At 48.1% G+C, this 22,637-nt stretch carries 22 protein-coding genes; 13 read left to right on the top strand and 9 right to left on the bottom strand.

Annotated elements, in window-relative coordinates; translation table 11 throughout:
• Positions 1 to 61: 61 nt before the first annotated feature.
• The 4 genes from SPICA_RS15905 to thrS form a co-directional block, all read right to left on the bottom strand.
• Complete coding sequence (locus SPICA_RS15905) at positions 62 to 286, bottom strand: type II toxin-antitoxin system HicA family toxin (protein WP_013969788.1); 225 nt, start codon at positions 284 to 286, stop codon at positions 62 to 64.
• A complete protein-coding gene (locus tag SPICA_RS12160; RefSeq protein ID WP_013969787.1) occupies positions 279 to 488 on the bottom strand; it encodes a type II toxin-antitoxin system HicB family antitoxin in 210 nt (69 codons plus the stop codon). Before SPICA_RS12160 ends, SPICA_RS15905 begins: the two co-directional genes overlap by 8 nt.
• 339 nt (positions 489 to 827) lie before the next feature.
• Positions 828 to 1,763, bottom strand: coding sequence for an Rpn family recombination-promoting nuclease/putative transposase (locus SPICA_RS12155; RefSeq protein WP_013969786.1), 936 nt, complete (start codon positions 1,761 to 1,763; stop codon positions 828 to 830).
• A gap of 344 nt (positions 1,764 to 2,107) precedes the next feature.
• The gene (gene thrS / locus SPICA_RS12150; RefSeq protein ID WP_013969785.1) at positions 2,108 to 3,862 is read right to left on the bottom strand and encodes a threonine--tRNA ligase; all 1,755 of its coding nucleotides are present in this window, start codon (positions 3,860 to 3,862) and stop codon (positions 2,108 to 2,110) included.
• Positions 3,863 to 4,564: 702 nt separating this feature from the next.
• Here thrS and SPICA_RS12145 point away from each other — a divergent pair.
• Entirely contained in the window at positions 4,565 to 5,560 is a 996-nt protein-coding gene (locus SPICA_RS12145) for an aldehyde dehydrogenase family protein (protein WP_013969784.1), read from the top strand.
• 158 nt (positions 5,561 to 5,718) lie between these two features.
• Here SPICA_RS12145 and ilvE read toward each other — a convergent pair whose 3' ends face one another.
• Complete coding sequence (ilvE, locus tag SPICA_RS12140; RefSeq protein ID WP_013969783.1) at positions 5,719 to 6,801, bottom strand: branched-chain-amino-acid transaminase; 1,083 nt, start codon at positions 6,799 to 6,801, stop codon at positions 5,719 to 5,721.
• Between the two features lie 122 nt (positions 6,802 to 6,923).
• On the opposite strand from ilvE, the gene SPICA_RS12135 reads away from it, so the two are divergent.
• The 4 genes from SPICA_RS12135 to SPICA_RS12120 are packed head-to-tail and all read left to right on the top strand — an operon-like array spanning position 6,924 to position 9,943.
• On the top strand, positions 6,924 to 7,778 hold the full coding sequence (locus SPICA_RS12135; protein WP_013969782.1) for an Rpn family recombination-promoting nuclease/putative transposase: 855 nt from the start codon (positions 6,924 to 6,926) through the stop codon (positions 7,776 to 7,778).
• Between the two features lie 54 nt (positions 7,779 to 7,832).
• On the top strand, positions 7,833 to 8,942 hold the full coding sequence (gene ychF / locus SPICA_RS12130) for a redox-regulated ATPase YchF (RefSeq protein ID WP_013969781.1): 1,110 nt from the start codon (positions 7,833 to 7,835) through the stop codon (positions 8,940 to 8,942).
• Positions 8,943 to 8,966: 24 nt separating this feature from the next.
• On the top strand, positions 8,967 to 9,512 hold the full coding sequence (locus tag SPICA_RS12125) for an HDIG domain-containing metalloprotein (protein WP_013969780.1): 546 nt from the start codon (positions 8,967 to 8,969) through the stop codon (positions 9,510 to 9,512).
• On the top strand, positions 9,509 to 9,943 hold the full coding sequence (locus SPICA_RS12120) for a Crp/Fnr family transcriptional regulator (RefSeq protein WP_013969779.1): 435 nt from the start codon (positions 9,509 to 9,511) through the stop codon (positions 9,941 to 9,943). Before SPICA_RS12125 ends, SPICA_RS12120 begins: the two co-directional genes overlap by 4 nt.
• A 134-nt stretch (positions 9,944 to 10,077) precedes the next feature.
• Here SPICA_RS12120 and SPICA_RS12115 read toward each other — a convergent pair whose 3' ends face one another.
• From SPICA_RS12115 to SPICA_RS12105, 3 genes are all read right to left on the bottom strand, one after another.
• Positions 10,078 to 11,898, bottom strand: coding sequence for a phosphoenolpyruvate carboxykinase (GTP) (locus SPICA_RS12115; protein ID WP_013969778.1), 1,821 nt, complete (start codon positions 11,896 to 11,898; stop codon positions 10,078 to 10,080).
• Positions 11,899 to 12,005: 107 nt separating this feature from the next.
• Entirely contained in the window at positions 12,006 to 12,383 is a 378-nt protein-coding gene (locus tag SPICA_RS14995) for a hypothetical protein (RefSeq protein ID WP_013969777.1), read from the bottom strand.
• A 128-nt stretch (positions 12,384 to 12,511) separates the two neighbouring features.
• On the bottom strand, positions 12,512 to 13,780 hold the full coding sequence (locus SPICA_RS12105; RefSeq protein WP_013969776.1) for a type 2 periplasmic-binding domain-containing protein: 1,269 nt from the start codon (positions 13,778 to 13,780) through the stop codon (positions 12,512 to 12,514).
• A 67-nt stretch (positions 13,781 to 13,847) separates the two neighbouring features.
• Between SPICA_RS12105 and SPICA_RS12100 the strand changes: the two genes are divergently transcribed.
• Complete coding sequence (locus tag SPICA_RS12100) at positions 13,848 to 14,330, top strand: hypothetical protein (RefSeq protein WP_041396719.1); 483 nt, start codon at positions 13,848 to 13,850, stop codon at positions 14,328 to 14,330.
• A 22-nt stretch (positions 14,331 to 14,352) separates the two neighbouring features.
• Here the strand turns inward: SPICA_RS12100 and SPICA_RS12095 are convergent, their stop codons facing one another.
• Positions 14,353 to 15,654 carry an aminotransferase class I/II-fold pyridoxal phosphate-dependent enzyme gene (locus SPICA_RS12095; protein WP_013969774.1) on the bottom strand — a complete coding sequence of 434 codons (1,302 nt, stop codon included), beginning with the start codon at positions 15,652 to 15,654 and terminating at the stop codon, positions 14,353 to 14,355.
• Between the two features lie 71 nt (positions 15,655 to 15,725).
• On the opposite strand from SPICA_RS12095, the gene SPICA_RS12090 reads away from it, so the two are divergent.
• From SPICA_RS12090 to SPICA_RS12060, 7 genes are read left to right on the top strand one after another with little or no spacing between them, the layout of a single operon-like run.
• A complete protein-coding gene (locus SPICA_RS12090; protein ID WP_013969773.1) occupies positions 15,726 to 16,739 on the top strand; it encodes an AAA family ATPase in 1,014 nt (337 codons plus the stop codon).
• Positions 16,740 to 16,748: 9 nt separating this feature from the next.
• Complete coding sequence (locus tag SPICA_RS12085; protein ID WP_013969772.1) at positions 16,749 to 17,630, top strand: DUF58 domain-containing protein; 882 nt, start codon at positions 16,749 to 16,751, stop codon at positions 17,628 to 17,630.
• The gene (locus SPICA_RS12080) at positions 17,627 to 18,622 is read left to right on the top strand and encodes a hypothetical protein (RefSeq protein WP_013969771.1); all 996 of its coding nucleotides are present in this window, start codon (positions 17,627 to 17,629) and stop codon (positions 18,620 to 18,622) included. The genes SPICA_RS12085 and SPICA_RS12080 overlap by 4 nt, the downstream gene beginning before the upstream one ends.
• Entirely contained in the window at positions 18,619 to 19,620 is a 1,002-nt protein-coding gene (locus SPICA_RS12075; protein WP_013969770.1) for a VWA domain-containing protein, read from the top strand. The genes SPICA_RS12080 and SPICA_RS12075 overlap by 4 nt, the downstream gene beginning before the upstream one ends.
• Complete coding sequence (locus SPICA_RS12070) at positions 19,617 to 20,600, top strand: vWA domain-containing protein (protein WP_013969769.1); 984 nt, start codon at positions 19,617 to 19,619, stop codon at positions 20,598 to 20,600. The genes SPICA_RS12075 and SPICA_RS12070 overlap by 4 nt, the downstream gene beginning before the upstream one ends.
• Complete coding sequence (locus SPICA_RS12065) at positions 20,585 to 21,211, top strand: tetratricopeptide repeat protein (RefSeq protein ID WP_013969768.1); 627 nt, start codon at positions 20,585 to 20,587, stop codon at positions 21,209 to 21,211. Before SPICA_RS12070 ends, SPICA_RS12065 begins: the two co-directional genes overlap by 16 nt.
• The gene (locus SPICA_RS12060) at positions 21,160 to 22,626 is read left to right on the top strand and encodes a BatD family protein (RefSeq protein WP_013969767.1); all 1,467 of its coding nucleotides are present in this window, start codon (positions 21,160 to 21,162) and stop codon (positions 22,624 to 22,626) included. Before SPICA_RS12065 ends, SPICA_RS12060 begins: the two co-directional genes overlap by 52 nt.
• The last annotated feature ends 11 nt before the right edge of the window (positions 22,627 to 22,637 follow it).

Here is a 22,637-nt window from a genome sequence, read left to right as displayed (position 1 = left end):
TGCTGCAGGACCCCCAGTAACGGTATCTCATCAGCCCAGGCTCCGGAGCTTGTGTAATTTTTTAAAGATTCTGTAAGTGCTTCTTAAAATCAATCAAGCTAATATCTGCTTGGCGTAAGATACTTCTGAGCGTACCCTCTGGTATTTCCTTTTTTGACATTGGAACAATGACTATGTGGCTACACCCATCTTTAAATTTACCATGAGACCCTTTTTGTGAAACAAAATGAAAGCCTATGGATTCTAGTACTTTTACAATTTCGGCAGAGCTATAGTTGTTAGGCATTAATGGTCTCACTGCCGAGTAACATGGTGCTTATGTGGGGAATATCAATCTGCTCATTTTCAAAATAAAGTTCTACCGCTTCCTTGATATTATTGGTAGCTTCTTCAATTGAAGATCCAAAGGTAGAAACATCAACATTTAAGCATTGTGCAACAAATAAGTCACCTTCTTTCCAAATAATAAAATTGATCTCTTTTTTCATCTGGAAGCTCCTTTGGTCAAATATAAGCTCTCCTTTCTTAATTTACAACTTACATAATGTTTTTATAAAGCCCCGAGCCTGGGCTGACCGGAAATGGTAGCGGGGGGTGGCGTGGAGAACCTAGGGAACTAAAGGGCCCCTATGGCTTCGGCCCGACAGTGACGTCGGGCCCACCAAGGATCCGCAGAACTCGGTTTGCCGAGTTCTGCGTCAGCACGGATGCTGCAGGACCCCATGATCCCCATACTATCCCCGGCACCCCTGAAACTTTGTAAAAAAACGACCTTCCCGCACTTTAAACGGCGGTAAAGCTCCCCTCTGCAACAATCCCCGAGCTTGTTATAAACTCTGAATGAGCTCGATACTTAAACCGGTAATGTCTGAAATATCCTGTAAAGACATACCACGGGCTTTGAGCTTGCGGGCTGTCTCTTTCTTGCCTTCGAGTATGCCTTCAAGCTTGCCTTCAAGCTTGCCTTCAAGCTTGCCTTTCTGAAGTCCTTCTGAAATGCCTTCGAGCTTACCTTTCTGTCGTATTGCTTCCCGTTCTCTCTGTAGTTCAGCCGCTAACATTGTCGGTACCTCCTTCGTCAAAGGGAGTCTATCCAGTTCTGGCGGCGCTTCCTGGCCTATGGTATGCCATAGCCACCGGACCACTTCTCGATACAAAACAGGCTGTACTGTTTCTAATATATCCACAATCTGTTCTATTGTCGAGGGATACTCCTCAACCGTCGAGGTTTCGATAAGAAACAGGGCACTGATGAGGTTTTGTAATCGCAGCAGATCTTCCCGCTTACACTCATTTTCCGCCAGCTTAAAATACTCAAAGCGGGGAATATAAGAACCTGGTATTGGAGGCTGAATCAGGTCTGCAAACTGTACCGGTGCGGTCCAGGGCTGTTCACCGTTGTACAATACCACCGGAAATACCGGAGGCAGGGTCGTCAACTTCGGGTTTTGTTTTTTCAGGCTATGATAGAGCTGAATAATGTACTGGAGCATGCGAAAAGCCATGAACTGATCTACCGATGACTGAAACTCCAAGAGGAGAAACAGATACAGCTCGGACCCGGTTTTTAGGGGTAAGCGCCAGATCACGTCGGACTCTGTTTTTTGATAGGCCGGAGAAATAACCGAGGTGTTAAAAAGGGACGCCTGAGTAAAATCGATATCCTTGACCCAACTTTCATGGACAAAGGACTCAAGTAGCTGTTGAACCAATTCTACATTAGAAAATAAAGCCCGGTATCCCCGGTCATGGGACTGCTGCATAGGATTATGATACCATTGCTGTTTCGAAGCAAGCAATCATTATTTTCATAAGTTGCGGATAGGGGGCTTCCTAAGAATTCTCTCGGGGGCCTGCCTCGGGACAGTATGGGGACCCCATGATCCCCATACTGTCCCCGGCACCCCTCGCCACCTTTTCTGAAAGCCCCCTATCCATAATTTGCTGTGGTGCCTCCCCCCCCCGCTGAAAGCCGGAGCCTGGGCTGGCGAGAAACGGTGCTGAGGGGTGGCGTGGAGAACATAGGGAACTAAAGGGCCCCTATGTTCGTAACGACAGCCCCCCCCAGCAACTTGTCTATAATCAGCCCAGGCTCCGGAGCGGCAGATTACAGTTCCAGGTCCCGGCTTGCGACCTTGCCGCTCACATAGTCCGCAAATTCCGCAAGTTTCATAGGCGCAAGCTGACGGCCATCCCGGAGCCGCACCGACACGGTGCCTTCATCAGCTTCCTTCTGGCCTACCACCACCATGTAGGGAATCTTCCGGCCCTGGCAATCCCGGATCTTGGCATTCATCCGCTCTTCCCCGAGCTCGGTACTGACCCGCAGTTCTCGGGCCTTAAGCTCACCGGCCACCTTTTTAGCATAGTCGTTAAAGGCTTCGCCCACAGGAATAACCGCAACCTGTTCCGGGGCAATCCAGACCGGGAAGGCCCCGCCAAAATGCTCGATCATGACACCGAAGAAGCGCTCCAGGGAACCAAGAAGGGCCCGGTGGACCATGTAGGGCCGCTTCTGCTGGCCGTCCTTGTCCACAAAGGTCATATCAAAACGCTCAGGCAGGTTAAAATCAAACTGGATCGTGGTCATCTGCCATTCGCGGCCCAGGGCATCCTTAATCTTCAGGTCGATCTTGGGCCCATAGAAGGCCCCACCCCCTTCATCAAGCTCCCAGGGAAGGCCCGATTCCTCGATCGCGCCCCTAAGGGCAGTTGTGGCCCGGTCCCAGCGCTCCTGCTCACCCACGGATTTTTCAGGCCGGGTTGCCAGGTAGGCCTTAATATCCTTAAAGCCAAAGGTTTTCCACATAAAGAGGGAGAAGCGGAGGACTTCCTTAATTTCATCCATCACCTGGTCGGGGGTGCAGATGATATGTGCATCGTCCTGGGTAAAGCCCCGGACCCTGAGGAGCCCGTGAAGCACCCCGGAGCGCTCATAGCGGTATACGGTCCCCAGCTCAGCCCAGCGCAGGGGCAGGTCCCGGTAACTGTGGCCCCTGGTTTTGTAAATCATAATATGGAAGGGACAGTTCATGGGTTTTACATAGTAGTCCTGCTGGTCAATCTCCATGGAGCTGTACATATTTTCCTTGTAAAAGCCCAGGTGACCCGAGGTTTCCCAGAGCCAGGATTTACCAATATGGGGCGTATAAAGGATTTCATAACCATTTCTGTAATGCTCAGCGCGCCAGAAGTTTTCCAGGGCAACCCTCATACGGCCACCGTTTGGATGCCAGTAGATGAGCCCTGCGCCGGCTTCTTCGTGAATAGAATAGAGGTCCAGCTCCTTGCCGAGCCGCCGGTGATCCCGTTTTTCTACCTCTTCGAGGAACGCCAGGTAGGCCTTGAGGTCCTTGGGGGTCTCCCATGCGGTGCCATAAATACGGCTTAGCATGGGCCGCTTTTCGTCGCCCCGCCAATATGCACCGGCGATATTCATCAATTTAAAAGCCGCTGAATTAATTTCCCGGGTGTTAGCCACATGGGGACCCCGGCACAGATCCGCCCAGGCAAGACTCCCGTCGGCGCGGCGCTGTTCATAAATGGAAATCTCCGCATCCACCGGCAGTTCATCAATCAACTCGAGCTTAAAGGGCTCCCCAGCAAAACGCTTGCGGGCTTCCTCCCGGCTCACCACAACCCGCACAAAGTCCTGCTTTTCATCGATAATCTTTTTCATCTCCGCCTCAATGGCGGGCAGGTCCTCTGCGGTAATTGGACGGGGCAGGAGAAAATCGTAATAAAAACCGTTATCTATCGAGGGGCCAATAGCAACCTGGGTGCCGGGAAAGAGCCGGGTAACGGCCTGGGCCATCACATGGCTTACGGAATGACGGATCGTCGCAAGACGTTCTTTTGACATGGTGTACCTCCTGATACAAATGGGCAACACCAACATGGCATCCGCCCATACATCATCGCAGGGACGAGCCCGTAACCATGGCCCGCGGTACCACCCCACTTCGCTTCCCCACGACAGGGAGCGCTCTCTTCGCCGGTAACGTCGGCAGGACGGCCTGAAATACTTAGGATGTTATATTGATGAATATATCCCGTTCACTCAGGCAGCTCGGGAGTGGTTTTCCCTCTTGCCCTGGCCAGGCGTGCTTTCAGCCCGGGCTCATCGCCCCCGGCACACCCTCTCTGTGACCCGTCCCAAAAGGTACTCGTCTCCGTCGTTGCTGTTATCTTCTATACTTAGGTGTTTTGTTTAACCCTGTCAAGAGGTAATTCTATGCGCCCTCCCGCATAGGGATTGTATGGTCCCGATGTCTGATTCTTAAGATTTTACCCTTATACTCTCCTGTTGATCCTCAATCGAGTAAAAAAATATAAAAATCGATACATGTTCCAGGAATGCAATCGATGATGTATAGTGTATATACAATGAAAATATAACTATATGATAGAATATAATGTATTTTATTAACCTGTACAAAATTAATGAAAACCAGAAAAAAACTTGACACTTTTGAAAGGGCCTTGTTATACTACAAACAAGATAAAGAGGAATTCCCGGATCGTTGATCCTTACCTCTTGTCAATCCCAAGGAGGATTTCATTCATGAAAAAGGCTCTTGTAATGATTCTTTCCCTCACTATCGTGGGGGCAGTGATAGCCCAGGAACAGGCTGTCAAGGTGTCAGGCTACGTTAATACCGGTTTAAAAATGGTAAATGATGGTAAAAGTGATGACACTGGTATTCTTCTCTATGGTGATGACGATGGTTCTAATGGTGTTACTGCAAAGATTACCGTGGAATATACCGGAACCAATGTGGGTGCCAAGGTAAGCGGAAAGTGGAATTCCGAGCCGAAGTATGAGTTTGATGTTGATAGTGATGGTAAGGATGAGACATTTAACAACGTATCCCTCGATACCGCCTATGGTTGGGTTTCTCCCTTCGAAGGTCTTAAGGCTTTTGCCGGTACAAGTTATGCTGGTTACTTTGACGGTGTAGACGATGACAGCAATGACTACTTCGATTCCAAGTCTGTTTCTGTAACCTATGCGAATTCCGGTTTTGTCGTTGGTGCTGGTGTTAATCCTGTGCAGGATACGACGAATACCAACTATATCATTGGTGCGGCCTACAAGATGGACAAGCTCTTTGATGTTCGCTTCAGCGCAATTACCGCTAAGACCGAGTTCGACAAGTACAGCATTAGCGGCAGCCTGCTCGCCGTGGATAAGCTCACCCTTACCGCCGGTTTCCTTACCGAAGGCCTTGCTACTGATGCTGACAAGTGGATGGATCTGACCGTTGCTTACCAGGTAATGGATCCTCTTAAAGTACAGGTTATCGCCTATGACTACCTGGACAAGGAATACTTCACCGTTACCCCCAGCCTGTCCTACAAGCTCAATGACAACGTAACCCTTTCTGGCCAGGTAAAATACCAGTCCGAAGGAAAGGATAAAGTAGCTAATTACGAAAGCATTTTCCCGAAGGCCAAGGTTTCCTATACTCTGGACAAGGCTACCGTCAACGCCAGTGTAGAATATGACACCGAAATGGAAAAAACCACCGCTCTCATCGATTTCGTCTATTCCTTCTAATTGTATAAGCTAGAGGGTAAGTAACATTGCGGCCCCGAAAGGGGCCGTTTTTATTTGCCTAGCGCACTCATTGACAACCTCGGACAAAAAAAGGCTGTCCGCAGTGTACGGACAGCCTCTCATAATGCGACACATTCAAGCCAATAGCTGAAGCAGCCTTATACCCGCACCATCCAGCCCTTGGTATCGGGCAGTTTCCCGTACTGGATGCCCTTCAAGGTATCTCTAAGGTAGGCTGAGAGCTCTCCCACTTTGCCGCCGTTAAAGACAACCTTGTTGCCCCGGTGGGTCAGGCTTTCTATGGGGGTAACCCCGGCGGCGGTGCCCGTAACAAAGCATTCTGCACCGGTATCAAAAACCTCTTCTACTGAAAGTTTCCGTTCAGAGACCTTTACTCCCCGGTCTCGGGCTAGTTCTATAATGCTCGCCCGTGTAATGCCTGGGAGTATCGTATCTCCCAGTTCAGGGGTTACCAGTTCTCCGCTTTTTAGCCGTACGAAGATATTACAGGATGAGCCCTCTTCCAGGTACTTCTGTTCTCTTGCATCGAGGAACACACATTCCATAAAGCCTGCCTGGTTGGCCTCATGTTTTGCCAGGGTAGAAATAACGTAGTTCGATGCAGCCTTAATCCAGCCAGTACCGCGGGGGGTTGCCCGAATCCGATCTGTGGTAACCGCCTCGGAGCGGGCACTGGAAAAATAGGCGCTCACCGGAGTGGTTATAACCATAACATAAGGAGCTTTCGAAGGAGCCACACCGATACCGCCCTCTGCATAGGTAAAGGGCCTAATGTACACCGAATCGGCGGTCATAAAGCTGTCCTTTTCCCATTCAGCTTTGTAGTATGGCCGGAAGCCCAGGGCTGCATTCCGCCGGACCACCTCCACCACAGCCTTTACAAAGGCCTCTTCCGGAAAGCCCGGCATGAGAAGTCCCTCCATTGAACGTTTAAAACGGCGGGCATTCTGGTCGGGTCTAAAAATTGCAATGCTCCCATCCTTTTGGGGTAGGGCTTTAAGTCCCTCAAAACAACCTAGGCCATACTGGGTGGTATAGTTTACCAGGGGCATATCATCATAAAAATTGCGGGAAGCTGCGAGGGCGTCCCGTTCAACATCGGGAAGGTTTGCCTCTTCTGCAACGGTTTTGTGGGGTTTTTCCAGATACTCTTCCGTCCATCCATGGCCGGAAAACTTAGCTCGATAGGTGATGGGATAGCTGTTTAATGAAAATGCCATAGGATCCTCCATCTACAGGGTACCACAACACCCCATGGGCTACAAGAAGGAAGCTGGAAAAAATAAGTGTCTTTCATTACATCAATATGAAAAATACTGCTGTACTAATTTTAGGAGGCCCTATGGCAGAGCAAGTAATACCCCTTATTAACGATCTGGTTTTCCAATATGTGTTTGGAGAAGAAGAGTCCCTTCCTATTTTACAAAGCATGTTGAACGCCTTTTTTGAGTATGCCGGTTGCCCAAAGATTACCAGTTTAAAGATTCAAAAAAGCCGGATAACTCCCGATTTTTATGGCGATAAAACCACCTATCTGGATTTAGTCGCCCAGGATGAAACAGGGAGGCTCATCAATATAGAAATTCAAACCTACAGGGAAGGCTTTTATATGGAGCGATCCCTGTTTTACTGGAGTAGATTGTATTCCAGGCAAATAAAGCGGGGGCAAAAGTATCAGGAACTGAGGCCTGTTATTTGCATCAACATATTAGATTTTAATTATTTTGATGAACCCTCATGGTATACGGTAGATTCTCTTAAATATACGAATTTTTTACAAATCCATACCATTGAACTCCCCAAGGTGCCGGAAGAGCCCTTGAATTTAGCAGCCTTTTGGAGCAAATTTATTAAAGAAGAAGGTAGAAATAATGGGATCGATGCTTTTCTTACTAATACAGACCCTGCAATTCAGGAAGCTGTAAGGAGGTTTAGGGATTTTATGAGCGGTATAGATGGACGATTTTTAGCAGCCCTCGCACGGGAAAAGGCAGAACGGGATAGGATTTCTTTTTTAGCCTATGCAGAAGAAGAGGGGCTGAAAAAGGGGTTTGATAAGGGAATGCAACAGGGGATGCAGAAAGGGGAGAAAGAGGCAAAGCTTGAAATTGCCCGTCGAATGAAGGCTCAAAACTTTTCTATGGAACAAATTATCGCCCTTACCGGTCTGCAAGCGGAGGATATTGCATCCCTGTAACATAGTAATACTTCCCCTGTTGACCCGCATTGTATCTACCCGTACAATGGGAGCATGGCATTAAACTGTGGTATTGTGGGGCTTCCCAATGTGGGTAAGTCCACCATTTTTTCAGCATTAACCCGGGCTCCTGCGGAAGCAGCAAATTATCCCTTCTGTACGATTAACCCTAATGTGGGTATTGTGGATGTGCCCGATAACCGGCTTAAAAAGCTGGCGGAAATCTTTAAGCCCAAACGGGTTATTCCAGCCTCGGTAGAGTTTGTGGACATCGCCGGTCTTGTGAAAGGGGCGAGTCAGGGCGAAGGGCTCGGAAATCAGTTCCTGTCCCATATCCGGGAAGTGGGTGTCATTGCCCAGGTCGTTCGTTGTTTCGAAAATCCAGACATCATCCATGTATCTAATAAGGTCGATCCCGAATCGGACATGGAGACCATCAATGTGGAGCTTGCCCTGGCCGACCTGGATACGGTGGCTAAACGGCGGGAGAAGGCGGTACGGGCCCTTAAGGTGCAGGGCAAGGATCAGCAGAAACAGGCAGAACTGCTTATTTCGGCTCTGGATAAGGTTCAGCCTGCCCTGGAACAGGGAAAACCTGCCCGGTCGGTCCCCTTAAGTGATGATGAACGGGCCGCCCTCTATGACAGCCATCTTATTACCATGAAACCCCAGCTCTATGTCTGTAATGTTGATGAAGAAGGCATGCGTAACGGCAACCGCTATGTAGATATGGTCAAAGCCCGGGCGGCGGCGGAAAACTCTGAGGCGGTAGTTATTTGCGGAAAGTTTGAAGCGGAGCTTGCGGATCTGGAAAGTGAAGAAGAACGGCTGGCCTTTCTTTCAGAATTGGGCCTTGCAGAGTCGGGCCTGGCTTCGCTCATCCATGCGGCCTATCGGCTTTTAGGCTTGCGGACCTTCTTTACCGCCGGAGAAGACGAATGCCGGGCCTGGACCATCCATGCGGGGGACAAGGCACCCCAGGCCGCAGGGGTCATCCATACAGACTTTGAAAAGGGCTTTATTAAGGCAGAAGTCTATTCTTACGAGGACCTCCTTACCTATGGCTCCGAAGCTAAAATAAAGGAAGCCGGCAAGTACCGCATCGAAGGCAAGGAATATGTGGTCCAGGACGGGGATGTGATGTTCTTTAAATTCAACGTATAAGTTCAGGCTATAAGGGGGATTCTGGTGGTTCCAACACGGGATGATGCAGAACAGCTCTGGCGCCAATATAATGATGATGAAGGCCTCTGGCGGCACGCGCTGGCGGTGGAGGCGGCCATGCGCCACTTTGCAGAAAAAGCTGGTGAAGACCCTGAACGGTGGGGTATTATCGGTCTTGTTCATGATATTGACTATCAAAAGTATCCGGACCAGCACTGTACCATGGCAAAAAAGATCCTGGAACAGGCCGGCTGGCCTGAGGACTATGTGCGGGCCGTGGTAAGCCATGGCTGGGGCATCTGTTCCGATGTGGAGCCTCTGAGCCCCCTTGAAAAGACCCTCTTTGCGGTAGATGAGCTTACCGGTTTTATTCAAGCCTGCGCCCTCGTGCGCCCATCGAAAAGTGTACAGGACCTGGAAGTCTCATCGGTTAAGAAAAAATGGAAGACCCAGGCCTTTGCTGCCGGGGTAAACCGGCAGGTTATCGAAAAGGGAGCTGCCATGTTGGGTATGGACCTGGATGCTCTCATAGGAGAGACCATTATTGCCCTGAGGAAGGTTCTTCCATGATTACGGTACACGATTTACAAAAATATTCCCTCTTTGGCGGTCTCATGGCAGACCAGATCGAACGGCTTATTCCTTTACTCACTATTGAATCCTATTCTGAAGGAGTGCCTATTATTACCGAAGGGAATAGAAATGATCGAATCCGATTTATTATTGATGGACGGGTCCACGTGATCCGAAATGGGAAGCAATTAAATGAATTAGGCGAAGGTGAAACCTTTGGTGAAATGGAAATTCTGGATGTAATGCCCGCAGTTGCAACAATAAAGACTGTTGTTCCAACCCGGGTCGCTGCCATCTCTAATAGGGCTCTGCGGGATATTTATAAAATGGATGTGAGTACCTTTTCTATGATTATTATGAATCTCGCCCGAGATCTTTCCCGTCGGCTCCGCCGGATGGACGAGCTTGCCTGCCAGGAAAAGATCTAAAGGTCTCTAAAGTTCTTGTATCTTTTCATGACCGTACAATAAAAAAAATAAAAAGGGCTTTCCAGTTTGTTCTGGAAAGCCCTTTTTAGTCTTTTGGTAGTAGTCAGGCCCTTACAGGGCCTGATTATTTTTCCTTACTTGCCAAGCCGCTTTTCGATAGCATCTAGTTCGTTCATAAGCTCCTTGGGAAGCCGGTTTCCGAACTTGGGATAGTGGTTTTCGCGGATGTCCGCAATTTCTTTCTTCCAGCCTTCGATATCGACCGCAAGAAGTTCCTTCATGTCTGCTTCGCTGACTCCTGCGGGCCGCTCAATGGCGTCCACAGTGGGCATATAGCCAATGGGGGTTTCTACAGCCTTGCCAGTGCCTGCACAGCGGTCGAAGATCCAGGCGAGAACCCGGCTGTTTTCACCATAACCGGGCCAGAGCCACTTGCCATCCTTGGTCTTGCGGAACCAGTTGACGAAGAAAATCTTGGGCAGTTTGTCGGCACTGGTTTTCTTTCCAATGTTAATCCAGTGCTGGAAATAGTCACCCATGTTGTAGCCGCAGAAGGGCAACATGGCGAAGGGATCCCGGCGGATAGTTCCAGCCTTAAGGTCCAGGGCCGCGGCGGTAATTTCAGAACCAACGATAGATCCCATGAATACACCGTGTACCCAGTCAGTTGCCTGGTGTACCAGAGGAATGGTGCTCGGCCGGCGGCCGCCAAAGAGAATGGCGTCTACCGGAACACCTTTGGGATCTTCCCATTCGGGAGCAATGGCAGGGCACTGCCGGGCAGGGGCGGTAAAGCGGCTGTTGGGATGGGCCGCAGGTTCCTGGGCTTTATTAGCCTTGTCCTGAATCCATTCGTTGCCCTTCCAGTCAATGAGCTTGCCGGGGGCATCGTAACCAATCTGTTCCCACCATACGTCCTTATCCTCGGTCAGGGCTACGTTGGTGAAAATGGTGTTCTTTTCGATAGACCGCATTGCGTTGGGATTGGAATCCATATTAGTTCCCGGGGCAACGCCGAAGAAGCCCGCTTCAGGATTAATGGCATAGAGCCGGCCATCGGGACCAAATTTCATCCAGGCAATATCATCGCCGATGGTCTCAACCTTCCAACCGGGAAGGGTAGGTACCAGCATGGCGAGGTTTGTCTTGCCGCAGGCTGAGGGGAAGGCGGCACAGACGACCTTAGAAACACCCTGGGGGTTGGTAATCTTCAGGATGAGCATGTGTTCCGCAAGCCAGCCTTCATCCCGGGCAATAACTGAGGCAATACGGAGGGCAAGGCATTTCTTCCCGAGGAGGGCATTGCCGCCGTAACCGGATCCATAGGACCAGATTTCCCGGGTTTCGGGGAAGTGGGAAATGTATTTTTTGTCCAGTGGAGCACAGGGCCACTTGCCGTTGTCGCTTTCCCCTTCGGCAAGAGGTTTACCGACCGAGTGGAGACAGGGCACATATTCGCCGTTGGTACCGAGAACATCGAGCACCTTTTTCCCAACCCGGGTCATAATGTGCATGTTGGCCACAACGTATTCAGAATCGGTGATTTCTACACCAATTTTGGCAATGTTAGAACCAACCGGGCCCATGGAGAATGGGATGACGTACATGGTCCGCCCCTGCATACAGCCAGTATACAGTTCGGTCATGGTCTTCTTGAGTTCGACCGGATTGATCCAGTTGTTGGTGGGACCAGCTTCTTCCTGTGTTTTCGATGCGATATAGGTCCGGTTTTCTACCCGGGCTACGTCGGATGGATCGGAGCGGAAGAGGTAACAGCCGGGGCGTTTAGCAGAGTTCAGGGGGGTAGCGAGGCCCCCTTTCACGCATATGTCTATCATACGATCGTACTCTTCCTGGCTGCCATCGCAGACATATACCGCTTTGGGCTTCATTAAAGCCACCGCTTCTTCGACCCATTTTTTCAGGCCTTGGTGTTTTAGTTCGTTTAGTGTCATAGGAGCTCCTTGAATAGAATTTTAGAGGGGGGCTGCCTTTTTAGGAGGCGAACATCCATATAGTACAAAATGGAGCGATTTGAGACAAGGGGGATGTGATTAAAGTATTATGCTACTAGATTCACCAAGGTTCCAGCTGTACCAGCAGGAGCAGGATTATAGGGAAGAATCTGGTGGGCAGTAGCGGCCTGTTCTATTTCCTTTTTATACTGTTCTATGAGTGCATCGATCTGGTCGACGGAAATTTGCCCCTGGGGTTCCTTTTTCATTTGGCTGAGCCGTTCAATAAGAGCATCGAGGATTTTTAATTTAGTGATCGGTACTCCCTGTTGATCTTCAGCAGCTGGTACACCGGATACATGTTCAAAATGGGAGTAGATATAGTTTGATGGACTCACTGGTATGGCGAGTCGAGAAGTTACTCCAATATGCCAAGCCGTATCATAGTTGGGAATTGATGTGATTATCGAACTTGTGAACATCATAGATACCGACCTCCCTATGGTTTATATCGGTATCTTGAGAGAAAAAATGAGGGTTCTTATCAACGAATTAGAGTATAAAAAGGTTCCATCTACAAAACAGCATGGCCCACTTACGAGCACCACACATCCTATTGAGGATTGTTTTTAAGCCACTCCGAAAGTTGTTTTTCTAAATTTATCTGACCGCTTCGTTTTTCAGATCTTGATGCATTGTGAAGGTAGGGTAAAATAACTCGTTTCTTTATCGTTTCCCAGTTTTTTGGAAGTATACCCGGTGGTGTTAATGAATCTGCTGGTGGTGTATGACCTAATAAAATTGGATAAAATGCAGGAAAAATCTGTTCTGTAACTGTTTTCAGGGCTGAAAAACCGTTTGCTATACCAAAACTATGGTCGAGCAGTTGCAGCTCTTTACTTAACTGAAGCATCTCCCGTTGGTTTTCCTCACGGTAAAACCATTGGATAAAGGCGTCGATGGCGTCTTTTGCTTTGCTTTTTTTATAAATACCAAGGAATGGAGAGCCTTCTATAATTGGTATAGAGTTTCCTTGTCCTACCCAGCGAAAATCGAGGGTGTTTAATCGATCCTTGCTGAGAGTAAACAGATTGTCGCTCGAAATATATGCAAAAAGACTTTTTCCACTGGTTATGATAACTGAAGGTGGATTATAGAGGTATTTAAAGGCAAAGTCATCTTCTGTATCTGGACTTCCGTTGGTCGTTATACTCCATTGGTAAACATAATTCATAGCTCGTTCAAGGGCAACCGCATCCCAAGCGAGTGGGTTGCTTTCGCGGTAGGATACATTAAAGAGCCTAGTAACGATAAATAAAAAGTCATCGTCCCAGCGAGGGGAAAACCCCATTCTTGTATAGACCCCTTCTTTTGTTTGTTGGTTAAAGGATTTTCCAATACTTTGAATTTCATCAAGGGTCAGATAAAAAGGTTTGGTGATAAGACTGCTGTTATCTTTTGAAAAAATAACTGCTGGAAGATTAAAAGAAACAGGAAGCAAATATTGTTTACCATCAATATTACCAAGTCTTAATAAATTTATATAAAAACTGGTTTGTTTCAGGAGTAGTTCATCAAAAAAATAATCAAGACTTTTAAAAAGCCGTCTGGTTTCACTATTTTTTAATCCTGTACCAACGACAATATCAGGGTATTTTTTTGCTTTTGCTAAAGTGTCCGTTAGATTTTCAAAATAATAAGTTTCTAGTTTGTATTTTTTTTGTTTGGTGTTATATATCTCTGTATAAATGGCAAAATCGCTCTGATTTGTCCAAAGGGTTACTGTTTTAGTACTGCTAGATTGGCAGGCGGAAAACAGTATGCTCATACTTACAGCGCTAAACAAATACATACAAAATAAACATGCTTTGATAGTTTTCATTATTTTATCCTATTGTGGTCCTTCTTGGCTTGTCAATCCCGCAATGACGGGATACTATATAAACTATATGCAGATCCGTGATTCAGAGATTATTAGACTTATTGAGCATATTGGAGATCATTATAAGTCTAATATTGCCAACCGTCATTTACGACCCGCCCTGCTTCACCTTCCCTTGGATAATCAAGCCTGGGATCTCATCGAGACCCTGACTGAAAAAAGTGAACAATATCGATATCAGGGCTTTCATCTTGATGAACTGTATCGCCAAATTGCCGCCGCCGCCCGTTTTATTGGGATGGCCAGGAAAGAATTGGTGCCTTCTCTTAGAAATAGACTCAATGCTACCGGTAGAACGAACGAGGCCGACAAGGTACTCAGAGAGATGGCAATAAACAATTTCTCTTCAAATTTAAAAATTTTTGCAGACCTATTAAACGAACTCTATGTAAAACTAGTGGAAATTGATAAAACCTCAAGCAACGGGAGGCTTCCGCTCTATGCCCAGATGCCTGAATTAAAGGATCTGGGCCGTGAGCTGGTTTTTTAGCAAAGAGCCGGGCGGGCCTTTTTTACCTTTGTTGTGCCAGATCTTCGGCTACCTTAAAGAGCGTTTCATACACATAGGAGATATGTTCAGCTTCGACACTGGAGAAGGCAATCCGCAGGTACTGACTTCCCAGAGCTATAGTTCCAATACCATGGTCCTTGAGCAGGGTTTGCCTCAAGGTTTCGGGACTTACACCCTTGCAGCGGAAACTCATAAAGTAGCCTGAATTAAAGGGCAGGGCTTGCAAAACGGGATGATGCTGATGGGTTTGGACCAGGGTTTTTACAATCTGATACCGTTTATGTAGAATCTCTTTATACCGTTTCTTTTCCTCTTCCGAGCGGCTGTCGTTTATGGTTTTAAGCATGAGGTACTGGGCTGGTGTATTGGAACAGGATACGCTGGACCGGATGGTTCCCATGAGCTTTTTAATGAGGGCATCATAGTGGGTTTCATTGAGGCCCGCGGAGCCAAAGGTAACAAAACCCATCCTGAGGCCCCACACATAGTCTTCTTTTGTGGGCCCATCGATTTTTACCGCCAGCACCTTTTCATGGAGTTTGGCGAGGCGTCCAAAGAGAGATTCCGGATAGATGTCTGATTCGTAGGCGAGTCCAAAGTAAGCATCGTCGGTAATGACCAGCACATCGGTGCCTGCATTGGCTATGTCCTTAATCATAGTGATGAGCGCTTCTGCCTCTGCATGGGTTGGTGAGTAACCAGAGGGGTTGTTGGGAAAGTTGAGGATGAGCCTCAAGCTTCCTTTCTGCGCCTGCTTTTCAACTGCCTTTTGTATACCTTCCAAGTCAAGCCCCGGGCCGTCTTTAAAAAAGGCTGTTTCGATAACGGTAGCGCCCCGGCGGTCCGCAAAGATGAGGCTGTAGTTGTCCCAGCAGGGATCGCTTACAAGAATTTCATCGCCTTCATCAAGGAACAGATCTGCGATGTAGGAAATGCCCGCTGTCAGCCCTGGAACCACAACCGGTAGTGATATGGAGGCCCCTGCGAGGCTCGGATTTTTCTTAATGATCCCATCCTTCCAGGCCTGACGAGCTGTATCGACACCAGCGGTTGGTGCATAGGTAACCGCTTCTACCGCAGAAAGGGTAGGCATCCCCTCAGCAATCGTCGAGAGTATCAAAGGTCGCCCGCCGTCATAGGCCATACCGATAGTAGCATTGGCCTTGTGAGCGAATTTCTTTGCTTCCCCTGATTGGGCAATAATGCCCTTGGGGAAATATAACCGTTTTCCTAGGTTCGATAGCAGTCGATAGGCTATCGTTCCTTCCAACTGGGAATTGAGTTCTGTTGCTAAGGTATTCATGCCTATAGACTAGGGGGCAAAAAGGCTTGTGTCAATATTGTCATAGAAGTTTTGTACCGGTACAATAAGCTATGGATCAATCAAAATGGGAACAGGCATCGCTCATTCTTGCAGATGCACGGAAAGAGCTGGCCCTACGTATAGTCGGTCAGGAAACGATGATTTCAGGCCTTCTGATGGCCCTTATTGCCGGAGGCCATGCGCTCCTCGAGGGTGTACCCGGTCTTGCTAAAACCCTTGCAGTAAAATCCCTGGCAGAACTCACGGGTTTATCCTTTAAACGAATTCAGTTTACTCCTGATCTGTTGCCTGCGGATGTTACAGGAACCCTTATCTGGGACCAGAAATCTCTGGCTTTTTCGGTACGCCGGGGACCAGTGTTTGCCAATATTATTCTGGCTGATGAAATTAACCGGGCTCCTGCCAAGGTTCAGTCAGCCCTGCTCGAGGCCATGGAAGAAAAGCAGGTAACTATTGGAGAAACAACCCTTTCTTTACCAGAACCCTTTTTTGTTCTGGCTACGCAAAATCCTATTGAACATGAAGGAACCTATCCGCTTCCGGAAGCTGAATTAGATCGCTTCTTGCTTAAGCTGGTCCTTCGTTATCCATCCCGGGAAGAGGAACAGCGTATCGTGTTGCGTTCGGGAAATGGTCCTTCTAACGAACATAGCTTCATCGCCAGTGACGGCTCGGTTTCCATAAAACCGGTTCTGAAAAATGATGCGCTGTCTCTGCTCCGAGATACGGCTGATGAGGTTCGTCTTGATGATGCACTGGTGGGTTATATCGTTGCTCTTGTTGCCGCCAGCAGGCCTGTGGAGAAAACAAAACGGGGAAATCGTGATGATTTTTACCGGTACATTTCCTTTGGCGCTTCGCCACGGGCTTCCATAGCGCTGTATCGGTGCAGTAAAATACAGGCATTGTTTAATGGGCGGGACTTTGTGCTCCCCGAAGATATTAAGGCGGTAGCTCCTGCGGTTTTACGGCATCGGTTGGTGTTATCCTATGAGGCCGAAGCTGACAATGTAGATGCGGATACCCTGATAAACCGCATACTCTCTCTGGTTCCTCTTCCATAAAAGGTTATCGTGACCCGAGCAGAATTACTGGAAAAAATAAATACCTTTTCCCTCTCTGCAGAGAGTCTCGCGGAGGATCTTGTTTCAGGAGATTTCCGTTCTATATTTCGCGGTCAGGGTATTGAATTTGAGGAAGTCAGAACCTATCAGATTGGGGATGATATCCGTACCATCGACTGGAATGTCAGTGCCCGTTTTGGGCATCCCTATGTAAAATTATACCGGGAAGAACGGGAACTGACGGTTTTTATCATCCTTGATGTTTCCGCGTCAATGAGAACCGGCGGCCCCATACGCCGTTATGATCAGGCGCTTCTTGCCGCGAGTCTCATTGCCTTTTCGGCAGAAAAAACTGGACAGCGTTTTGGAGGATTGTTTTTTAATCGGGGGGTGAGTCGGGTCCTTATGCCGAAAAAGGGACGATCCGCAATTATGGCCTGGATCCTGGAAGCCTTGGATCAGGATCCTACTGATACTGACGCTAGTCGGGGCTCTGCCCTTGCGGCGGCGATTGAAGCGGCCAGCCGGATACTGAAAAAGCGAAGTATGATCATCATTATTTCGGATTTTCTTGCATTAGGCTGGGAACAGCCCTTGGCCTACCTGAGTCATCACCATGATGTGGCGGCACTTCGTATTACAGATCCCCTCGAACAGGCTATGCCAGCGCTTGGTTTGGTAACCTTTCAGGATCCTGAAACAGATGCGGTTCTTCATGCACCTACGTCCTTTAAATCCTTTCAAGCCTCATGGCAGGCCTGGAATCGAGATCGTAGTACTGTCTGGGATACTATTTGTACAAAATACCGAATCCGCCATACAGAATTGCTTACGACAGCCAATGCTGCTACTGAACTTGCTAAATTTTTTTCCGGGAGACAGCGCCGATGAAGCGGTTTAAGTTCATCAATCTGGTGCTGCTGCTTTTTCCTGTCTTTCTTTTTAGTGATACCCCAGGAAAGTCTACAGGTTCTGTGAACAGCGATACTCTTTCCGTAGTACAGGTTCCACCCCAGGTCTTTGTTGGAGATAATGCTCAGCTTGTGCTGACCATGGTTCCCAATGCTTCGGTAGGTAGTAAGACGATAACAGTAGATGTGGTGGATAAATTACCCCAATCTAAGGCAGTACAAATTTCCCGGATTGAATTGGATCCCCATGGCAAAAATCCGAAAATTTCTATCGATTTTGTCGCTTTTGAACCTGGACGCATTCCACTACCATCCTTTGAAATTGGTCCCTATCTGATAACAAAACAGGCAATTGATGTAACTTCGGTACTGGAAGGGGGACAAGCGGGTCTGGAAACGGCGCCCCTTGAAGAACCACTTCTGATACCGGGAAGTCGGCTGTTGTTGTATAGCATAATTGCAGGTGCCGTTCTTCTTGCGGCCCTATTGCTGACAGGCCTTATCTGGGGCAGTGCATGGTATAGAAATGTGCAAACATGGTTCCGGAAAAGGCAGGTGAGCCGTAATCTGAAACAGACCCTTTTACATATTGAACAGGGGATTGCCCAGGGCAGGAACCCTACTTCGGATGAATTGGGGACTCTGCTTGTGTTGTTGCGTACCTATATTGAACAGGTTATCGCTTTTCCCTGTCTTACAAAAACTAGTCAGGAACTCCTTGCCGAAGCCGGTTCCTCCCCTTTTAAGAACTTGATCCTCCGGTTTGCAAATTTAGTAGCCTCTTTGGATGTGTTACGGTTTAGTGGAAGAATAGTAAAAAGCTTAGAGCTAAAGCAACTGTGTGCTGACAGTCGGGAGTTAATACTACTTATGGAAAGGGAAGATATCCATAAGAGCCAGCTTGTCTCAGGTGTTTTGAAGAGGTCACATGTATTAAAACCCAGGGAGAATCCTCTTGGAGGTAAGGGATGAGTTTGAGTTTTGAACATCCTCAATTTTTAGCCCTTGGTCTTCTGGTACTCATAAGCCTGTTTATTTGGTTTCGGTTTAAAAAAAGATCCTTTGTTTTCGATTTGCCCCTGGGCCCACCGGGCGGCGCGATTTTTCAGTCCCCGGTACCGGTTCAGCTCCTGTTTCGATTTACCCGCTTCCTTGAGGGGATTGCCATGGTTCTACTTCTGATTGCTCTGGCTGGGCCTGTTCTTGTTCAGCATCGAACGGTATGGCTTGACAGGGGAGCCGATGTGTTTTTTGTCATAGATTCGAGTCCCAGTATGTCTGCCCTTGATATGCAGGGACAAAGCCGCTTTGTGGTGGCAAAAAATCTTGTGGCCCGTTTTGCAAAACTGCGGCCCAACGATGCAATTGCTCTGGTTGCCATTGGTGCCGATGGGGCTCTCCTGCTTCCGCCTACGGTGGACCGCACCGTATTTTCACAACGGCTTTCCAGCCTCGCCATTGCTGAATTGGGGGATGGTACTGCGATTGGAACGGGGCTGGCGATTGCCGCAGTCCATCTGCGGAATTCCAAAGCCTCCAAAAAGATCGTGGTGCTTTTAACCGATGGCGAGAACAATGCCGGTGCGGTCCACCCCTTTACGGGAGCTACCATGGTACGGGAATCGGGGGCTGAGTTCTGGGTTGTCGGTATCGGTACCTCCGGGGAAGTTCCCCTTGATTATGTGGATCCTCTTTCTGGTCAACGGAAAACGGGAATCTTTGAGTCCCGCTATGATCCTGAGGCGCTTCGTTCAATTGCCCGCTCTGGTGGTGGTACTTTTCTTGTTGCAGATTCTATCGGTGCACTGGAAGAAGCCTTTAACCGTATGAACAACTCTGGTCTTACTCCGGGGCGGTCCCGTACCTATCGGGTTACCCAAGCTCTGGCAAGCAGTCTCCTCTATGTGGTACTTATCTGTATTGCTTTGGCTCGAGGTATTCGCTGGTGGATTATGGGAGCCTTGCTATGAGCTTCGATATGCCTCAGATACTATGGTTTTTAGCTGGTTTAGTTCCGCTGTGGATTTTATTGATACGCCGCCGTTCTATTCGACTTACGTTATATAAAGCTATGACAAGTCCAAAGGGATATCAAAAACTGTATAGGCTGTCCATGAAACAGGCAATACTGTTTCTGCTCTGTTTTTCCAGCCTTATTATAGGACTTGCAGGACCCCGTTGGGGTGAACGGTTGGTTCCAGAATACTACAGCGGCCTCGATATTGTGCTGGCCTTTGATGTTTCCCGGAGTATGGATCTTAAGGATGGTGGTGAAGGGTTACGTCGTTTGGATGTAGCACGGCAGGCTGCCCTATCAATACTAGAAGCTAGGCCCGACTTTCGGTATGCCGTAAGTTTGGGGAAGGGTAAGGCGGTACTTGCAATCCCCCTCACCGATGACCAGGAGGCAGTCATCAATCTTATTACATCCCTTTCTACGGACACCCTCTCTGCAGCAGGAACGAACCTGCAGGACCTCTTGGAGATCGCTAGTCAGACTTTTCCAGAGGAGAGTCCAGGGAAACGCAGGATAATCCTCTTCAGCGATGGAGAGGATACAAAAGGTTCTCTAACTGGAATTGAACGCTTCCTTCAGGCAAAGGGTATTGGTCTCATTACAGTTGGTGTGGGAAGTCTTCAGGGCTTGCCTGTTCCCCAGGCCGATGGCAAGACCTTACTGCGTCGAGCTGATGGGAGCCCTGTCCTGAGCCAGCTACGGGAAAACCAATTACAACAACTGGCAGAACTTACTGGTGGAATATATTGGAATGCATCCCGTGAAAGCAGCCCCGAAGCAGTATTGGCCTATTTAGATTCTCAAGCCAGTAGCCGTGCCTCCCTTGAGTATCGTCGTGAAGTACCCTCTCGACAGGTGTGGTTTATATTGGCAGCCCTGCTGTTTTTTACAGTCGCTCGTTTTTTGGAGGAAGGTTTGTGGAAAAAACGCTAGGCTTCTTACTCTGTATAGTGGGTTTTATATTGATGAATTTCTCCTGTTCTTTAGATGGGGTGGGAATGTATTATACTTTTTTAGGGACCCTGCAGGCGAAGAACAAACAGAATGTACAGGCTATAGCATCCTATTCACAGGCTATAGCATCTACCTCTCCAGAAAGCCGACGCTATGCTCGGTATGGCTTAGCCACGGTCTATGCGGATATGGGTGAATCCCGGTCAGCTATAACCCTGTATGATGGGATTATTCATGAACTTTCGGATGAAGGGCTGCCCACTAAAGGGCCTGAGAAGGAACTTATGTATCGGGCCTTGTACAATCGGGGGCTTTGTCTCTATGGGCTTGAGGACTTTGATGGAGCTGTTGAAGCCTTCCGTTCGGCCCTGCTCATTGATGGCAGTCGATGGAATGCCAAACGCAATTTGGAATTAAGTCTCTTAGCAAAAACAAAAAAGCGGGGTTCAGCAGCTTCTGCAGGGGCAGTGTCTACAATACAGCAAAATTTACCAAATCCGGTATTGTTTGAATATATCCGTCAGAAGGAGATTGATCGATGGAAAAGTCAACAATCGAAAAGTTCCGAAGAAAGTTCCATCGATTATTAAGCTATGGGTTCCTGGTTGTACTGGTTTGTAGCCCTATAGGTTCCATTTATGCTGAACAAGGGCTTCATGAACCTGCTCAGGTATTGGTCGAGATAGAAGGTTCTGTGTTAAACCTCGGCCAGAGCTGGAAGCTTACCCTGATCATTAACTACCCGGAACCGGATCAGGTGCGGATTAAGCTTCCCCCTATTCCAGAACATCTGGTCTTAGACCGCATACGAACAGGAGTACGTCTCATTTCCCAGAAACCATGGACAACGGTTGAGTATACCTTTATTGCAAAAACTGCAGGCTCCCTTGTCTTAGGCCCCTTCGAAATACAAATTCCCGGCAACCTGCTTCGTACGAGTCCTCAGGCTTTGAGCATCCAAAATCAAAATGAACTGACAACCACTATACTGCCTAGACTTTTCTGGTCCAGCAGCTTACCGGTAAGTACCTTCGATTCTACTCCTGTTGGCGCCCCCCTTGTTTTTGAACTACATCTGGGCTCTTCTCATTCTGAGATCCCTGCGAAGATTACTGCCCTTTCGGTGAATCTAGTTCAGAATGCCCTTGTCGAGTCCCTCCCGGTAAGCGATTCGGAGCGGGAGCAGGGGGTGCTGTATCGGATTCGTTTTACGCCTCTGGTGCAAGGGCCCTTAGCTTTGCCAGAGGCAACACTCCATTTGGAGAAGGAGATTCTGTATTCAGAACCCAGAACAATTATGGTTACTGATGCTCAAAAGAAATCAAATGTAGTAAGCACTTCCCAAGCCGCTCGCAGTCAGCAGCCTCCTAAAAAGAAACAGATCCATAGTGATAAAACTAAGGCAGTCCTCTTTTCTGAATACAAACCGGATCTTCCCTGGTTAGTGCTGTGGCCTTTGATAGCAGGTTCGGTCCAGTCGGTGCTCCTAAATTGTGAAGAGCTTTGGAACGCCGGAACCTATGCACAGGCCCTTGTACTTCTGAGAAAGGTGGAACGGGATAGTTTGATGGGTCCGCTCTACCGGAATGTCAGAAAAGATGCGGAGGCACTTGTGGGGATCACCTCAAGTCCAGATGAATGGTGGATCCCTCAAAGATTGTTGTATTGTCTGGCGATTCTTTGTATAGGTTTTGCTGTCATAACAGGGGTGAAGAAACTAATAAAAAGAAGTATAGTTCTTATTGCCTTTACTGCGATCATTCTGGTATATTCCTCCTTCGGCCAAACACTTCTCATCCCTCATCTGCGTGGCGGACTTATTGGTGTTATCCGGGATCGGGAAGTTCTTGCCTATTCGATACCCGATACATCAGGTTCAATGAATACTCATTTTTCAGAAGGAGAAGGTGTGATGATACAAGAGGAGACCGATACGTGGGTTTTTGTTACTGCCTTTGATCATCGATCTGGTTGGATACTCCGGTCATCTATCTTTACTTATTAAGGAAAAAAAGT

It is taken from the genome of Gracilinema caldarium DSM 7334 (genome assembly GCF_000219725.1).
Lineage (GTDB): Bacteria > Spirochaetota > Spirochaetia > Treponematales > Breznakiellaceae > Gracilinema > Gracilinema caldarium.
The sequence above is the reverse complement of the archived record's forward strand: the minus strand, read 5'-3'. Positions and strand labels throughout refer to the sequence as shown.

What these genes read in the sequence shown, in the direction of transcription:
- ychF (WP_013969781.1), top strand. Translation starts at nt 7,833, where the DNA reads ATGGCATTAAACTGTGGTATTGTGGGGCTTCCCAATGTGGGTAAGTCC.
- SPICA_RS12135 (WP_013969782.1), top strand. Translation starts at nt 6,924, where the DNA reads ATGGCAGAGCAAGTAATACCCCTTATTAACGATCTGGTTTTCCAATAT.
- SPICA_RS12160 (WP_013969787.1), bottom strand. Translation starts at nt 488, where the DNA reads ATGAAAAAAGAGATCAATTTTATTATTTGGAAAGAAGGTGACTTATTT.
- SPICA_RS12105 (WP_013969776.1), bottom strand. Translation starts at nt 13,780, where the DNA reads ATGAAAACTATCAAAGCATGTTTATTTTGTATGTATTTGTTTAGCGCT.
- SPICA_RS12090 (WP_013969773.1), top strand. Translation starts at nt 15,726, where the DNA reads ATGGATCAATCAAAATGGGAACAGGCATCGCTCATTCTTGCAGATGCA.
- SPICA_RS12100 (WP_041396719.1), top strand. Translation starts at nt 13,848, where the DNA reads ATGCAGATCCGTGATTCAGAGATTATTAGACTTATTGAGCATATTGGA.
- SPICA_RS12145 (WP_013969784.1), top strand. Translation starts at nt 4,565, where the DNA reads ATGAAAAAGGCTCTTGTAATGATTCTTTCCCTCACTATCGTGGGGGCA.
- SPICA_RS15905 (WP_013969788.1), bottom strand. Translation starts at nt 286, where the DNA reads ATGCCTAACAACTATAGCTCTGCCGAAATTGTAAAAGTACTAGAATCC.
- thrS (WP_013969785.1), bottom strand. Translation starts at nt 3,862, where the DNA reads ATGTCAAAAGAACGTCTTGCGACGATCCGTCATTCCGTAAGCCATGTG.
- SPICA_RS12115 (WP_013969778.1), bottom strand. Translation starts at nt 11,898, where the DNA reads ATGACACTAAACGAACTAAAACACCAAGGCCTGAAAAAATGGGTCGAA.
- SPICA_RS12120 (WP_013969779.1), top strand. Translation starts at nt 9,509, where the DNA reads ATGATTACGGTACACGATTTACAAAAATATTCCCTCTTTGGCGGTCTC.
- SPICA_RS12075 (WP_013969770.1), top strand. Translation starts at nt 18,619, where the DNA reads ATGAGTTTGAGTTTTGAACATCCTCAATTTTTAGCCCTTGGTCTTCTG.
- SPICA_RS12095 (WP_013969774.1), bottom strand. Translation starts at nt 15,654, where the DNA reads ATGAATACCTTAGCAACAGAACTCAATTCCCAGTTGGAAGGAACGATA.
- SPICA_RS12060 (WP_013969767.1), top strand. Translation starts at nt 21,160, where the DNA reads ATGGAAAAGTCAACAATCGAAAAGTTCCGAAGAAAGTTCCATCGATTA.
- SPICA_RS12080 (WP_013969771.1), top strand. Translation starts at nt 17,627, where the DNA reads ATGAAGCGGTTTAAGTTCATCAATCTGGTGCTGCTGCTTTTTCCTGTC.
- SPICA_RS14995 (WP_013969777.1), bottom strand. Translation starts at nt 12,383, where the DNA reads ATGATGTTCACAAGTTCGATAATCACATCAATTCCCAACTATGATACG.
- ilvE (WP_013969783.1), bottom strand. Translation starts at nt 6,801, where the DNA reads ATGGCATTTTCATTAAACAGCTATCCCATCACCTATCGAGCTAAGTTT.
- SPICA_RS12070 (WP_013969769.1), top strand. Translation starts at nt 19,617, where the DNA reads ATGAGCTTCGATATGCCTCAGATACTATGGTTTTTAGCTGGTTTAGTT.
- SPICA_RS12155 (WP_013969786.1), bottom strand. Translation starts at nt 1,763, where the DNA reads ATGCAGCAGTCCCATGACCGGGGATACCGGGCTTTATTTTCTAATGTA.